The sequence below is a fragment of the Brevundimonas aurifodinae genome (genome assembly GCF_040195595.1).
Taxonomy (GTDB): domain Bacteria; phylum Pseudomonadota; class Alphaproteobacteria; order Caulobacterales; family Caulobacteraceae; genus Brevundimonas; species Brevundimonas aurifodinae.
Genome location: NZ_JBEGDD010000014.1, coordinates 30,659 through 45,646 on the forward strand (window position 1 = coordinate 30,659; position 14,988 = coordinate 45,646).

11 protein-coding genes and 1 tRNA gene are annotated in these 14,988 nt (G+C 67.2%); 6 read left to right on the top strand and 6 right to left on the bottom strand.

All coding sequences use genetic code 11. The annotated features are described in order from the left end of the window. Positions 1–518: 518 nt before the first annotated feature. Positions 519–2,873: a penicillin acylase family protein gene (locus ABN401_RS14650; protein WP_349685609.1), complete on the bottom strand. Its 2,355-nt coding sequence runs from the start codon at positions 2,871–2,873 to the stop codon at positions 519–521. A gap of 533 nt (positions 2,874–3,406) precedes the next feature. On the opposite strand from ABN401_RS14650, the gene ABN401_RS14655 reads away from it, so the two are divergent. The 3 genes from ABN401_RS14655 (at position 3,407) to copD (ending at position 5,050) form a co-directional block, all read left to right on the top strand. Then, a tRNA-OTHER gene (locus ABN401_RS14655) sits at positions 3,407–3,548 on the top strand. A gap of 238 nt (positions 3,549–3,786) precedes the next feature. Continuing rightward, complete coding sequence (gene copC / locus ABN401_RS14660; protein ID WP_349685610.1) at positions 3,787–4,143, top strand: copper homeostasis periplasmic binding protein CopC; 357 nt, start codon at positions 3,787–3,789, stop codon at positions 4,141–4,143. Between the two features lies 1 nt (position 4,144). Next, positions 4,145–5,050 (top strand): copper homeostasis membrane protein CopD, encoded by a 906-nt coding sequence (gene copD, locus ABN401_RS14665; protein WP_349685611.1) that lies wholly within the window; start codon positions 4,145–4,147, stop codon positions 5,048–5,050. Between the two features lie 2 nt (positions 5,051–5,052). On the opposite strand, the gene ABN401_RS14670 is transcribed toward copD, so the two are convergent. Beyond that, on the bottom strand, positions 5,053–5,532 hold the full coding sequence (locus ABN401_RS14670; RefSeq protein ID WP_349685612.1) for a nuclear transport factor 2 family protein: 480 nt from the start codon (positions 5,530–5,532) through the stop codon (positions 5,053–5,055). A 116-nt stretch (positions 5,533–5,648) separates the two neighbouring features. On the opposite strand from ABN401_RS14670, the gene ABN401_RS14675 reads away from it, so the two are divergent. The 3 genes from ABN401_RS14675 (at position 5,649) to ABN401_RS14685 (ending at position 8,990) form a co-directional block, all read left to right on the top strand. After that, positions 5,649–7,448, top strand: a complete 1,800-nt coding sequence (locus ABN401_RS14675; RefSeq protein ID WP_432763568.1) for a copper resistance system multicopper oxidase — start codon at positions 5,649–5,651, stop codon at positions 7,446–7,448. Then, positions 7,445–8,521: a copper resistance protein B gene (locus ABN401_RS14680; RefSeq protein ID WP_349685613.1), complete on the top strand. Its 1,077-nt coding sequence runs from the start codon at positions 7,445–7,447 to the stop codon at positions 8,519–8,521. The genes ABN401_RS14675 and ABN401_RS14680 overlap by 4 nt, the downstream gene beginning before the upstream one ends. Positions 8,522–8,621: 100 nt before the next feature. Further along, the gene (locus ABN401_RS14685; protein WP_349685614.1) at positions 8,622–8,990 is read left to right on the top strand and encodes a DUF411 domain-containing protein; all 369 of its coding nucleotides are present in this window, start codon (positions 8,622–8,624) and stop codon (positions 8,988–8,990) included. 3 nt (positions 8,991–8,993) lie between these two features. Here ABN401_RS14685 and ABN401_RS16380 read toward each other — a convergent pair whose 3' ends face one another. From ABN401_RS16380 to ABN401_RS14705, 4 genes are all read right to left on the bottom strand, one after another. Beyond that, a complete protein-coding gene (locus ABN401_RS16380; protein ID WP_432763569.1) occupies positions 8,994–9,392 on the bottom strand; it encodes a MerR family transcriptional regulator in 399 nt (132 codons plus the stop codon). A 303-nt stretch (positions 9,393–9,695) separates the two neighbouring features. After that, positions 9,696–10,592: an ROK family protein gene (locus ABN401_RS14695; protein WP_349685616.1), complete on the bottom strand. Its 897-nt coding sequence runs from the start codon at positions 10,590–10,592 to the stop codon at positions 9,696–9,698. After that, positions 10,589–12,436, bottom strand: coding sequence for an alpha-amylase family glycosyl hydrolase (locus ABN401_RS14700; protein ID WP_349685617.1), 1,848 nt, complete (start codon positions 12,434–12,436; stop codon positions 10,589–10,591). The genes ABN401_RS14695 and ABN401_RS14700 overlap by 4 nt, the downstream gene beginning before the upstream one ends. A 73-nt stretch (positions 12,437–12,509) precedes the next feature. Then, positions 12,510–14,948, bottom strand: a complete 2,439-nt coding sequence (locus ABN401_RS14705) for a TonB-dependent receptor domain-containing protein (RefSeq protein ID WP_349685618.1) — start codon at positions 14,946–14,948, stop codon at positions 12,510–12,512. Positions 14,949–14,988 lie beyond the last annotated feature (40 nt).

Below are 14,988 nucleotides of genomic sequence, written 5' to 3' on the forward strand. Positions count from 1 at the left end.
GAACAAGAACCCGGCGGGCGTAGTCTGCACCAGGACAAAAATGGGCTAGCAACCCCGTCGCCAGTGCAGTTCAGAACGTTTTCGGGCGTTGGGATGCGGTGTCGAAGTGTGATGGATGAACGCAACAGGCTGCACTCCACCTTCGCTCGAATCAACCAGTACAGCGCTTGACGCGGGCTGTGCTGTAGCCCCGATTTGCCGTGTCGACTCCTTTGTCGCTGACGCGCTTGGGGGTGTTCTACTCGGGCTGCAGGCGGTCGAGACGTTTCGGCCATCGGTTGTCCATCTTCTCGAAGGAAAGATCGAGCGATTGCATAGGGGATCCTCAGAGAGTGAGAGGCTCGCGGCACTGATCCTGACGCAGTATGTCCGCAGCCCGTAGATTGCAGAACATGGTTCAATCATCTCACTGCCAAGGTCCGCTTTTCGGCCACACGCCAATGACCGTTCCTTGCGCAGAGCTGTCCTGAGGAACCGCCTAGCGTCGTCGACCATGGCTGGACAGCGCACTAGCCAGACTATCGACCCGGAGTCAGCCGCATCGTCGCGACCGGTGCGAGCACAGCGCGATCTGTCGGGATCGGAAATCGCTCACCCGCGGCCCAGCGTGAGGTCAGGTTGTCGTAGAAGGGTGAGCGGAAATGGCCCGACTGGCCCCCCGCCATCATGAAGCGGGACTGGTCCAGGTCCGACAGGTCAAACACCCCCTGATAGCTCGACACGAACCCGTCCCGCCCAAATTGCGCAGCCGCGTCAGTCGTCACAGCGCTCAAGAACATGGCCTCGGGGCCCGCCGCCAAGGGCGTTCTCCGCGAGAAGATCTTGCCCAAGATTGGCAGCTGCCCAAAGCCGAGATGAGGCAAATCGACGTGGGAAACCTCCCCCCAGGTCCAGCCGGCGGGATCAGTCCCATACGCTTCCTCCAAGGCGGCGCGAGCCTCGGTCAGTGCCGCAGACAAGAGGGCAGGGCACGTCTCGGAAGACGCGGTGGTGATGTCGTCACACCAGTGCGCCCGCGGGCCGGAGAGAACGTCGACCAGGAAACGATCACCAACGCCGAGACCCTGCCCGAAATCGCCCATCTCATCGTTGCCGACCTTGCGGCCAGCGATCGCCGCCCAGGTCAGGTAGATGGCCGGAGCGGAAGCGTTCAGGTCGAACCGATAATCCCAGTCCCTCAGAATTTGCGCCAGGCGAGCGTCTGCCTCGCTCGCGGGCCGTGCTTGCAGAAGCAGGGGCACCAGCTCGCGCGCGATGGGCGAAAGCGGATCACGCTGCATGGCGTGGAAGCTTTCGGTATCATGACGCCCGCGCGTGCCGAGCGCTTCGTGGATGCGTTCGGCCCGGACGGGGTCCCCGAACAGATCGCCGAGGTAGTGAGGATACTCCGGTCCGATGATCGTCTGATTGGCGGTCACGATGCGCCCGCTCCTGGGGTTCACGACCCTCGGGTTCTCCGCATAGGGAAGCCGGGTCCAGACATTGTCGTCGTCCGGCCCGAACCCGACGTTCGTCGCGTGCGTGCGCGGGCGGACCGGGACGAGGCCCGCCAAGGTGTAGGCGATCGTCCCGTCGACATCGGCGATCGTGACGTTCAGAGGCGGGCCTTCGAAGTCCTCGAGTGCGGCGATCGCCTCGGCCGCCGACGCGGCCTGATTGAGACGAAGCAACGCGGCGACACCATGGTCGCGATCGTGACCGACCAGCCGGTATTCCGCCAGCGCATTGGGCGCTTCGGTGAAAGGCGACGACAGCAGGTCCGGCGGCACAATCACCCCGGTGTCGGTCGTTCGATGCTCGCCCTCAAAGGCCCCGCCGAACCTCACGCCGATCGTCAGCTTCCTGGTCGAGAAGGGCTCCCATGGAGCGTTGGGGCCGCGTCTGAAGCGGGCCGGATCATTGGGGTCAGCCTCGACCAGGGCCACATCGTTCACGTCGGTGTTTGCGGCTGTCGCACCCCACGCAATGCGCCCGTTGTGTCCGAGCGTGACGCCAGGGATCCCCGGAACGGTGACACCGACGACGCTGCGACCGCCAATCGAGAGATGCATGAGGTGCCAGAAATTGGGGGTCGTCGCCGGCAGGTGCGGATCGTTGGCGAAGAGCGGCAGCCCGCTCTCTGTATGCTCGCCGGAGAGAGCCCAGCTGCTCGAGAACTCCCCCTCCTTCTGCGACCGGCTCGGCTGTTGGGGGGACGTCCGACCGGGGCCCGCGATGATCGGCGTCACCGGGCTGGGTACACCATCGATCCATTCGACGGCGAACGGGCTCGCCGCGTTCTGAATCGCGCGGGCGCGGCCGACCTCGCCGCCGTAGCTGGATAGGGTCGCGTGTATGGCGCGCTGGACCAGGAGACTGTCACGCGCTGTCCAGCGCTCGGGCCTGACATGCAGGATCGTCATCTCCGGCGGCATCCGGAAGTTGTCGCTCTCGAGCCAGGCGTTGACCCCTGCGGCATAGGCTTCCACCAGCGGTCGCTCGGCGGCTGGGAAGTCCGCCCACAAACGATCCGCCAGGTCCTCCCCCGCCAATAGTCGATTGGCGCGATCCTGGCTGAGCATGGAGGAGCCGAACCATTCGGACAGGCGGCCTGCTTGAGCCTGTCGCGTGATCGCCATCTGCCAGAAACGGTCCTGGGCGTGAACGAAGCCCTGGGCAAAGTAGGCGTCGCGCGCGGTGGCGGCGAAGATGTGGGCGATACCGTTCTCGTCGCGATGGATTTCTACCGCGCCGTCTAGACCTTGGACCTCGACCTCACCGTTCCACTCGGGAGCCGGGGCATGCGCCCGCCACAACGTGATCCCCGCATAGGCTGAGACCAGCAAAGGGATCCCGACCAGGAGGACCGCCACGCCAATGAGTATGCGTTTCATGGAGCCCCTCCACAGGCTCCCTTTTACACTCAGATCGGGCAACGGCCAAGCTGGTCGACCCGTCGACTTAGCCGGTCCTTGGCTGGGTCCCGGCTTGTCACTGCGAATTACAGCTGCTCTTCGGTCCGATGCGTGGGGAGGTTGCGGACCCTAGCTTTCAACCGTCACAAGGGTCCAACCCTTCGCCCGTGCAGATTCACGCAACTCGGTCGCGGACGTCGAGGTGTGCCCCTTCCCGTAGAGGTGGGTCCACTCCGATCTCGGGCTGGGTCGCGTCTGGAGCTGCCACAGCGGACGGCCCTGAATAGTTGTTGAGGGCGTCCCCCTCACGATCCGTGCTTCCATGGCCGCGCCTTAGAGGCCGAGCTCGCGATTTGTCTATCGTGGACGGACGATTTCTGAAGAGGCTGCATGTCTTGGGCCAGGATCGTCTGGGCTCTCAACCAGAGTGCCGGAAGCCAGCCTGATGTCGTCTTTTCGGCGATCAGCCTAAAGCCGATTTTGGCGCTCAGCAGACGCCCCGGTGCTTCCGCGCGATCTGTAACCGGGAACAGCTGCAGTCCTGCCCTGGCATCGCTTGTTACAGAGAGAGCTTTCTACGTTTTTGAAATTATTACACTCTTCGCCAGACTACGAATCTGAGGGTCGGACGTTCGAATCGTTCCGGACGCGCCATTTATCTCAAAGAATCAGTGTGTTAGCAGGAAGCCGCTTTGTGGCTTTGTTGTTTCCGACTGTAACCCGAGCGGTCGGGAAGTGTTTAGCCTCTGAAATCCCGAGGCTTTCCTTTCGTGGAACACTCTGAGGCTCATTCGCGCTGCGGCTACCGGACCTGCGCGAGCTGCTTTACGTCCTTTTTCGGAGAGGGGCTGGCGTCCGACCGCCGTAGGATCGATTGTCTTCGGAGGTTCTCATGGTTCGCATTCATCCAGCCTTGGCCGCCTGTGCGGCGGTGATGCTCAGCGCTTCGCCCGTTCTGGCGCATGCGCGCCTGCTGTCGGCGACTCCGGCGAATGGCGCCACGGTTTCCGCACCTCGCTCGATCAGCCTGACATTCAGCGAGCGATTCGCAGCCCCCTTTTCGACTGTCGAGGTCGAGGACGGCCGGGGGCGCGCCGTCGCCTTGACCAAGACGGTGTCTGAGGACGGCAAGACCTTGGGTGGATCGTTTGCTGCGCCGCTGGCGGCCGGTACGTATCGGGTGACGTGGGCCATTGCGGCGGCCGATGGGCACAGGATGACCGGAAACTACAGCTTCACCGTTCGCTGACGTGCCGATCGATCTGACCGTCGTCGTCCTGCGGTGGCTTCAGTTCGCCGCCGCTGTCGTAGCGCTAGGCTTACCGATCTTCCGGACCTTCGCACCAGGAACCGGTTCGCGTGCAGCGCGTCGCGCGGCCTCCATCGCGGGCCTGCTGCTCTCGATGGGTGCAGTCGGCGGCCTCGTGGCGCAGACCGCGATGATGGCGGGCAGTTGGACAACCGGACTGGATGCGGCCGCGATAGGCTACGTCATCCAGTCAACGAGCCTGGGAATGGCGCATGTCGCCCGCGCCGCACTGGCCTTGCTCGGGGCCGTCCTGTTGCTGGCGGGCCGGGGGCAGCGAGTAATGACGGTGATGGCGGTCATAGCCTTCGCTGGGGCGACCGCCAGTTTCGCCTGGAGCGGCCATGGGGCGTCCAGCGAGGGAGCGGCGGGGTTGGTCCATCTCGTCGCCGACATCATCCACGCCCTGGCCGCCGCTGTGTGGCTGGGGGCGCTCGTCGGCTTCAGCATCCTGCTGGCACGCCGTGATCCCGGCGATGTCGAGGCCTCCGCGCGATCCCTGGCCGGGTTCGGGGCCGTAGGAACGGCGGCGGTGCTGGCGCTCACGATGAGCGGGCTGGTGAACGCCGCCTTCCTGGTCGGCGTCGAGCGTTCCGACCGCCTGGCAGGTTCAGCGTGGGGCCTACTGCTGTTCGCCAAGCTGCTTCTGTTCGCAGTGATGGTCTGGCTCGCGTCCCACAACCGCTACACCCTGACCCCTGCTCTGGAGAAGGCGATCAAGGCCGGCGTCGAGACAGGCGAGGCGGTTCGCAGCCTGCGGGTCAGCGTGGGCGTGGAACTGGCGGCGGGAATCGCCCTTCTGGGATTGGTCGCTGCGATGGGCGTCCAGATGCCACCCGCCTCGATGTGAGATCAGCGGGGCGTTCGCGACGACCAGTGGATGTGGCGGATGCGCCAGCCGTCGGCGCTCCTGTGCAGGATCATGGTCTCGGCGGTCAGGATGTTGACGGGCCGGTCGTTGAAGGTCCCGGTGGTCCGCCCTTCGGTCAGGACCCATGCGATGTCGCCCTCGACCCAGGCGGCGCGGCGCGTGACCTCGTCGGTCGTGGCGGCGGCGAATGTCATGTCGGCGGGCAGGTGATGACCGGCGTATTCCTCGCGCGACCGCTCGGCGCCGCCGGTCTCCAGGACGACCACGTCCTCGGTCAGCAGCGCCAGGACGGCGTCAGCGTCGCCCGACTTCAGAGCGGCGTGGAAGCCGTCCACGACAGCGATGGCCGGGGCGGTGGCGGCATCGACAGACTGGGCGACCGTCAGGACGGCCGGACGGTCGTGCGCTGGGGCGGGCACCGCGACGAGGCCGATAAGGGCGGCGAGGAACAGGCGGGTCATCATCGGCTCCGAACGGGCGTAAGGGTGAAGGGACAGTCGGTCGCAGGCCCTGCCGTTGACTCTGTACCAATGTACGCAGTGCAAGTCTGCGCCAACTGGAATCGAGACCCTACGACATGATCGACCGAAATCGCCGAGGACTTCTCAAGGTAATGGGCGGCGCAGCGACGGCCTGGGCGGTCCATGGCCTGCTCCCCGCCTGGGCGCAAAGCGGTTCGCCGGGCCTGCGGTCCGAACTGCCGACGCTGGAAGGCCCCGACGTGCGGCTGAGCGTCAGCCATTCGCCCTTCTCCGTCGGCGGACGCACCGGCCACGCCATCACCGTCAATGGCGTCCTGCCGGCACCGCTGATCCGGCTGCGCGAGGGCCAGACGGCCCGACTGTCGGTGACGAACACCCTGGATGAGGACACCTCGATCCACTGGCACGGGGTGCTGCTGCCCTTCCACATGGACGGGGTGCCGGGCGTCAGCTTTCCCGGCATCCGGCCCGGCGAGACCTTCCAGTACGAGTTCCCGGTCATCCAGTCCGGCACCTTCTGGTACCACAGCCATTCCAACCTGCAGGAGGCGATGGGCCACTATGGGCCGCTGATCATCGACCCGGCGGGGGCCGATCCGGTCGCTTACGACCGCGAACATGTCATCGTGCTGTCGGACTGGAGCTTCCTGCATCCTCACGAAATCCTGGATCGGCTGAAGAAGAGCCCCGGCTATTTCAACCAGTCGCGCACGACCCTGTCGGGCCTGATCTCCGGCGAGGACGGCATGTCGCTCGCCGACCGCCAGATGTGGGGCCAGATGCGGATGGACCCGCGCGACATCGCCGACGTCAACGGCACGACCTACACCTATCTGGTCAACGGCCATGGCCCCGCCGAGAACTGGACCGGCCTGTTCCGTCCAGGCGAGCGGGTGCGGCTGCGGGTCATCAACGCCTCCGCCATGTCGATCTTCAACGTCCGCATCCCGGGCCTGCCGATGACGGTGGTCAACGCCGACGGCGAGAACGTGCGCCCCGTCGAGACCGACGAGTTCCAGATTTCGGTCGCCGAGACCTATGATGTCGTCGTCCGCCCGACCGAGGACCGCGCCTATACCCTGGTCGTCGAGTCCGTGGATCGATCCGGCATGGCCAGAGCCACGCTGGCTCCGCGTCCGGGCATGGCTGCCGAGGTCCCGCCGCTGCGCCAGGTGCCAACCCTGACGATGCGAGACATGGGCATGGGCGGGATGGCCGGAATGGACCATTCGGCCATGGGACACGGCGGCATGGATCATTCTGCCATGGGACACGGAGCCCCCGCCTCTGCGCCGATGGATCACGCCGCCATGGGTCACGGCGGCATGGATCATGACATGCGCAACCCGGAAAACGCGCCGGCCGGCATGGCGGTCGGCGTCGGGGTCGACATGATCTCCTCGGACCCGGCCAACCGCCTGGGCGAGCGGCCCATGGGGCTGGAGGACGTCCCGCACCGGGTGCTGGTCTACACCGACCTCGTGTCCCTGGCCCCCAACAAGGATCAGAGACCGCCGTCCCGCGCGCTGGAAATCCACCTGACCGGCAATATGGAACGGTTCATGTGGGGCTTCGACGGGCGTAAGTTCTCCGAGATCGTCGAGCCGATCCGCTTCGAGCGGGATGAGCGGGTGCGGGTGACCCTGGTCAACGACACCATGATGGCTCACCCGATCCACCTGCACGGCCACTTCTTCGAGCTGGTGACGGGCGGCCCGGCCGGACATCAGCCGTTGAAGCACACGGTCAACGTCGCGCCGGGATCGAAGGTGACCTTCGACCTGACCGCCGATGCGCCCGGCGACTGGGCCTTCCACTGCCACATGCTGATGCACATGCACGCGGGGATGTTCAACGTCGTCACCGTCCGTCCGCTGGATGGAGCGGCTTCATGATCCGGATGATGACCGCGCTCGCCCCCCTGCTGCTGGTTACCGGGGTTGCGGTCGCCCAGGATCACAGCCAGCATGCGACGCCCGCCCGGCCGCCGGCGCAGGGTCCGGCCGCCAATCCGCACGCAGGCCACACCATGCTGGTGCCAGCGCAGACCACTGATCCTCATGCCGGTCACGACATGGGCGCGCCCTCCCAGGCCCCCGATCCTCATGCCGGTCATGCGATGCCCGTCCAGTCCGACCCCCACGCGGGCCACGACATGGGCGGCCAGTCTGTCGGAGGCGCGCCCGAAGTGCCGACCAGCGCGGATGACGAGGGCCGGCCGAGGCAACCACCCCTGCCCGCCGCCGCCCTGTCCGGCCCGGCTCATGCCGCCGACGCCCTCTGGGGGGCGGACCAGATGGCCGGCGCCCGCGACACCCTGAGGCGCGAGAACGGAGACGTGCGATCCACCGCCGTCATCGTCGACCGGCTGGAGGTCGGGTTCGGCGACGGAGAGGAGGGCTGGACGTGGGACGTCGCGGGCTGGACCGGGGGCGACATCGACCGCTTCTGGTGGAAGTCCGAGGGCGAAGGCGACTTCGACGGCGAGGCCGAGGGCGAGGTCCAGGCGCTCTACAGCCGCGCGATCTCGCCCTTCTGGGACGTGCAGGCGGGCGTGCGCCAGGATTTCCGCGACGACGGCGAGGACCCGACCCATCTGGTGCTCGGGCTCCAGGGCCTGGCCCCCTACTGGTGGGAGGTCGACGCCGCCGCCTTCCTGTCGACCGAGGGCGACCTGACGGCGCGGGTCGAGGCGGAATACGACCAGCGCATCACCCAGCGCCTGATCCTCCAACCGCGCGTCGAGGTCGAGGCCTCGGCGTTCGACGTGCCGGAGCTCGGTCTGGGTTCGGGGTTCACCCATGTCGAGGCCGGCGTGCGCCTGCGCTATGAAATCGCCAGGGAGTTCGCGCCTTACATCGGCGTGGAATGGAGCCGGGAGCTCGGCGACACAGCAGACTTCACCCGCGCGGCAGGCGCAGAGCACGAGCACACCCGGTTCGTCATCGGCCTGAAGGCCTGGTTCTAGGAGACCCTGATTGTCGTCGATGCCCATGAACCGCCGGACGCTTCTTATCGCGGGCGCCGCGGCGATCACTGCCTGCCCGGCGTTCGCGCAGGATCGGCGGATGACGGCCTACAAGACGCCGTGGTGCGGCTGCTGCGACGGCTGGGTGGCGCACATGCGCGCGGCCGGCTGGACCGTCGAGGTGGTCGAGCGCGAGGACCTGGCCCCGATCCGGGCCCGCTACGGCGTGCCGGACCGCTATGCCGGCTGCCACACCGCCGTGGCCGGCACCTATGCGATCGAGGGCCATGTGCCCGCCGACGACGTCGAGCGCCTGCTGCGCGAGCGGCCGACGGGGGTGGCTCTGGCCACGCCCGGTATGCCTGCCGGATCGCCCGGCATGGAGGCGGCGGGCCGCCAGCCCTATGTCACCCTGCTGATCAATCGCGCGGGCGAGGCGACCGTCTTCGGTCGCCACAACGGGGCCTGAACCTCAGGCGGCCTCACCCTGGAAGGTCTCGATGATCGGGCATGGCCCGGTGTCCTTTGAGGCGCGGGCTCCGGCCAGCCGCCTTAAGCCCGCCCGCGCCTGCTCCAGATCGGCGATGGTCCTGTCGAGCGCCTCTAGATGTTCAGTCCCGACGTGAGCGTGCTCGGATTGATCGTCCTGATCCGCACGTTCCTCAGTGTCTCGCTCGAAACCGAAATCGAAGGTCGATGGCCGTGGGACCGGGAGAACAGGAGCGACCCGTTGTAAGCCTACCCGTGTAGTGGCCATCGCGCCGGGAAACAGGCTGTTGTACCGGCGCAAGTGTGCTGGAGCACTATGGTTCGGGACGTCAATAAGCGTCCGCTGATCGATGCCCTCGCCGTCCAGGCGCGCAGGCGTCAACGTCTCCCTTGATCATCAGGTTGCGGTCGCTGACCTTGCAAGGCGACTGCCAGGTCGTCGGCGACCGGAAGTTCACACCGTTTCGCCTCAGCGTTCTTGCGAATATCTGGATCAGCGATGATCTCGTCCTGCTCGTTCACGGACAAGCGCATGATCGACGGTCAACCAGGAGGTCACGACGTTGGAAGCGCCGGCAGTGCCGGCTCCTCCGGCAACGGGGTGAACTCGTCACCGTCGGCACCGCCCGTTGCGGATCAGCCCTTCGCTGACCTCGGCGCCGTCACGGTTGAAGCTTGCCTGCCGTCAGGCAGGGGTGGCGCGCATCGGTGGCAGCACCTCCTGCGCGGTGCGAATCGCTCCGAGGACACCCGCCCGACGTCCGAGGCCTGCGCTCGCCACGACGACATCCAACCCGCCCCGCGGTTCCAGTACGGCTCTGTAGTCGCCGATGAGTCTCGCGACGTCCCGGCGCACGCGCTCCACCAAGCCGGGGCTCGTTCCGACTCCGCCGCCGATCACAACGCGATCAGCCGCGCCGACCAGCAGCGCCGAGGCGACCGCCTGGGCCAGATACCAGCTCTCGATCTCCCAGGCGCGGTGCGACGCCTCCAGTGTTTCGGCCGGAGCGCCCCAACGCGCGCGCATGGCCGGGCCCGAGGCGAGACCTTCGATGCAGTCTCCATGAAAGGGACAGACGCCGGCGAAATCGTCCTGAGGGTGCCGACGCGGGAGAATGTGTCCCGCCTCGGCGTGCATCAACCCCTGCGGGCCCCCGGCGAAGCCGAGGCCGATGCCGGTTCCGACGGTCAGATAGGCGACCACGGTCACCCCGCGACCGGCGCCCCAGACCCGTTCGGCCCGCGCCGCCGCGTTGACATCAGTGTCGATCACAAGAGGAACGCCGAGCGGACGAAGCGCGCCCAGCACGTCGACGCCGCTCCAGCCGGGCTTGGGCGTCGTCAGGATGCGGCCGTGCCCGGGCGACCCTTCGCGCACATCGACTGGACCGAAGCAGGCGACACCGATGCCCGCCAACCGGCTCGGTCCGCAGCGCTCGAAGACGGAGCGCACGGCCGCGAGCGTCTCCTCGGGCGAGGTGGTCGGCACCGCGCTCTCGGCGACGATCTGGTCGGGTCCGGTCGCGATCAGGCATTTGAAGCCCGTGCCCCCGGCGTCGATTCCGCCCCACAGCCGGCTCACGGCCGAGAGTCCACAAGCGCCACGACGGCCCAGGGCTCCAGAACGAACCGGGGCTCGGCCGTGTCGCCCGACACCAGGTCAAGCTGCGGGTCTGCTAGATCGGCGATCATCACGACCACGGGCTCGCTGGAAAGGTTGAACAGCAGATCGACCCGGTCCAGCCGGGTTCCCCGCCGCACCCGCAGGACGCGGGCGTCCCCGGACGGAACGATCTCACAGCCGGCGTCCGCCCGGAAGGCCTCGTTCTCTCGCCGGAGCGACACGAGGCTTCGCAACGTCGCCAGAACCCGGTCTCCGACCGGGGTCGCGGCCCGGCTCCAGTCCATGAAGGGGCGGTTGAGACCCCGTTCGTCCTCGGCGAAGCGATCCCGGCTTCGCCAGTCGGGATCGTTCAGCAGCCCGATCTCGTCGCCCATGTAGAGGATGGGCAGTCCCGGAAGCAGAAGAACGAGCGCATGGATCAGGCGGATGCGGGCGATCGCGGCAGCAAGCGCGCCGGCGTCGCCAGAAATCTCTGCGGCCTCTAGCCCCGCAAGGGACGCGGACATGCCACAGGTGGCGAGCGCGCCGCTGCCGGCCTGGAAGGTCACGCCGCGGGCGAAGTCGCTGTCCCCGCCGCCGTAGAAGGCGCTCAGGGCTTCGGCGCGGGGCCGCGCGGCCGGGCCATCGTCCGTGATCAGAAGATGCCAGCCGATGTCGTCATGACAGCGGGCGTAGAGCGCCCAGGTGGTCGCCTCGGGCGCGGCTGGGGTCCTGGCGATCACGTCGGTCACGGCCTCGGCGGTCTCCTCGGCCAGCGAGGTCCAGAGCGCCACCATGAGGCTGTTGTGATAGGCCAAATGCGCTTCGGGCCTGGCTTCGGATCCCAGATAGCGGCTCATGTGGCGTGTCGCCGTGACGGCCTCGGCCTTCAGCAGGACCCCGGGGCAGGCCAGGTCAGCGACGGTCCTGAGGACGCCGAGCACGGCGTGGGTCTCGGGCAGGTCCTTGCAGGCCGTGCCGATCCGCTTCCACAGATAGGGCACGGAATCGAGCCGGAAGGATTCCACGCCCTGGTTGGCCAGATCGAGCAGGGCCTCGGCGACGGCGACAAGCACATCCGGGTTGGACCAGTTGAGATCCCACTGGAAGGGATAGAAGGTCGTCCACACCCAGCCTCCGAGATCCGGCGACCAGGTGAAATTGCCCGGAGCGCTGGCAGGGAAGACTTCGGCGAGCGTCCGTTCGGCCCGGGTGACGGCCTCGTCGTCGGGCAGCACATGGAAGAAGCCGCGATGGTGCGCGTCACCGGCTCGCGCCGCCTGCGCCCACGGATGGTCGTCCGCCACATGGTTGAGAACGAGATCGAGGCACAGACTGATCCCGCGCGCCCTCAGGCTGTCGGCGGCCCGTGCCAGATCGCCCGGGCCGCCGAACCGGGGATCGACCGCGCCGAAGTCGGAGACCGCGAAACCGCCGTCGTTGTCGCCCGCGCGCATCTTCAGCAGCGGCAACAGGTGCAGATAGGTGACCCCCAGGTCCGCCAGCCAGTCGGCCCGCCCCGGTAGATTCGCGAGCGTTCCGCAGAAGCGATCGACGTAGGCGCAGTATCCAAGCTGGCGCTGGCTGAGGAACCAGGCAGGATCCGCCGCCCGCGACTGGTCGAGCGCCCGCAGAGGCGCGGGCCGGGCGGACGCCGCTGCGCCTGCGATCCGGATCAATGCCTCCGCAAGCGCGCCGGCGCGCGCCGCGCCATAGAGCGAAGCGAGGTCGCCGCGCAGTCGCTGGCGGGCCAGCGCGAGCGCGGGCGCACCGCCGACGAAGGAATGATCGTCCGACATCGCGGAGCCGACGGGCTGGATCAAGGCGTTGTCCGAATGATGGAGAAAAGAAGATCCCGACGCCTGGGGACGTCGGGAGCAGTCGGGGGTCGAGTCTTCAGAAGCGGTAGCGCAGCGCCACCGTCGCCGTGCGGCCGTTGAGGGTTCGGGCACGGACGACATTGGTCGCGTTATCGATGATCGAGCCCTCCTCGCTTTCGGTGACGGCGAACTCGTCGAAGACGTTGTTCACATTCAGGGCCACGCTGAGGTCGTCGGTCAGGTCGTAGCTGACGAAGGGATTGACGATCACATAGCCCGGCAGGACGAGGCCGTTGTTGAATCCGGCGAAGCTGTCGGTCGTGCCGATCAGGTTGGCGCCGATCCGCAGGGGTCCGAAGCTGTAGGCGCCCGTGGCCTGATAGACCCAGTCCGCCTGGCGGCGCGGCGTGTTGCCGACGTTCGCGGGATTGAGCGCGTCCCTGACGATCTCGGCGTCGGTCCAGGTCAGGCCGCCGGTGAAGTCGAAGTCGCCATGGTTCCAGAAAGCCTCGATCTCGATGCCGCGCGCCTCGTATTCGGCGTCGGTGAAGGTCTGGCTGGTGGCCTCGAAGTTGGTCTCTTCGGTGGTGGCGAAGAAGGCCGTCGCGAAGAGCTGGACCGGGCCTCGGTAGCGGACGCCGAGCTCATACTGCTCGACCATGTCCACGGCGGCATCGTCGTCCAGGATGTCGCCGGAGGGAGTGATCGAGGGGCTGAACAGGAGGCGGTCGGCGTTAGCCCGACCACCCCGGCTGGCGCGTCCGAACACCGCGACGTCGTCGTTGATCCGGTAGTTGGCCCCAATCGACCAGGAGACATAGTCCCATTCGTAATCGACCGGGCGGATGTTGGCGAAGTCGATGACCGAGACCTGACGCTCCGGAGCCTGGATGACGCCGTCGCCAGAAATGTCGCGGGTGGTGACGATGCCGTCGGCGTAGCTGCCGGAGGCCGAGCCGCTGTCGTAGCGAAGACTGGCGTCCAGGATCAGGTTCCCCGCCTCCCAGTTCAACGCGGCATAAGGCGCGTCGATGTCATAATCGACGTCGTAGGAGCGGCGACAGCAGTTGCCGAAGAACGAGGCGCCAAAGGCTACCTGACCGAGCTGGGTCTGGGGCACGCCGCCCGCGTTGAAGACGTCGATCAGGGCGGCGTTGTCGCCCCTCACTTCCAGCAGATAGGCGTTCCACAGCCAGTCCATGTCGATCGACTGGCTGGCGCGGTAGTAGCCGAAGGTGGCTGAAAGGATCCCGCCACCCACGTCGAAGTCCCGGGTCAGTCGCAGGTCATTGGCCATGTTGCCGAAGTCGTTGATGTCGACGTCGAACAGAACGACCTGCGCGACCAGCCCGTTGCCGTTGGCGTCGGCCGGGAACGACTGTCCCGCGTTGGGCCCATTGGCGTAACGCGCGGTGGCTCCTGCACCGCCGATCTGGGTCGCGGTCGCCGCGCCGCTCGCCACCCCGGCGGTGAAGGGCGAGACGAAACCGCCGCTGGCGTCGGCGATGCGGAAGCGGTTCTCCAGGGCCCAGCCGCTCCCGAGGTCGAAGCGGGCCTCCAGCCCACCCTGCAGCACTTCGGGGTTCATGCCGTCCTCAAGTTCCGAGACCCGGGGCCCGTTGCTGCCGTCCAGCCCCACCGCGCGCCGGAACAGGGCCGAGTGAAGGGTCTGATCGGACGCGTCATAGCCCGGCAGCGGTCCCCAGTCGGGGTCACCGTTGGTGCCCGTGACCCGGATGGGGGAAGGCAGGTAGCCGATGGCCTTGTCGTTCAGATATTTTCCGGTGAGCCGAACATAGCCGGTCTCGAACTCCCGGGTGATCGACGCACGGATCTGCCCACCTTCCTCGGCGGTATAGCCTGCGTCACGGGCCCCCTCGCCGGTGCGGTAGAAGCCGCCGATGCTGCCGTAGAGTCCTTCGCCGATCGGGCCGCCGACCTGGAAGTCGCCGCGGGTGGTGTCGAAATCCAGCCCCCGCGTCAGGGCCAGGCTGCCGCCCTGGGCGCGGCCGGTCTCGGTGATCAGGTTGATGATGCCGCCCGGCGAGTTGGAAGCGAGCGTCGAGGCCGAGCCGCCGCGCACCGCCTGGACCCGGGCGATGGTCGCGTCGTAGCGAGTGAAGATGTCGGCGTTGCCGAAGGCGATGTCGCCGAACTCCAGGACCGGCAGGCCGTCCTCCTGGATCTGCAGGAACTTGGCCCCGCCGGTCGAGATCGGGATGCCGCGCACCGCGATGTTGGCGTTGCCCTCTCCGCCCGAGGACTCCGAACGGATGCCTGGAATGGTGCGGAAGATTTCCGCTGTGGATCGCACGGCGAGGTCCTCGACCGCCTCGGTATTCAGCGTGGTCACCGAGACGGAGGACCGCAGGGTGGTGCTGGAGCCGGCCACGCCGGTGACGACGATCTCGTCGAGCGCGGTGGCCTGCTGATCCTGAGTGGGGACCGGTGCCGGCGCGGTCTGGGCTTGGGCGTGGGTGGTCGCCAGCGAGGCGAGGAGCGCGAGCGCGCTCACGGATACCGTCCGAGGCATGGTTTCATTCCCTGTTGAGCGG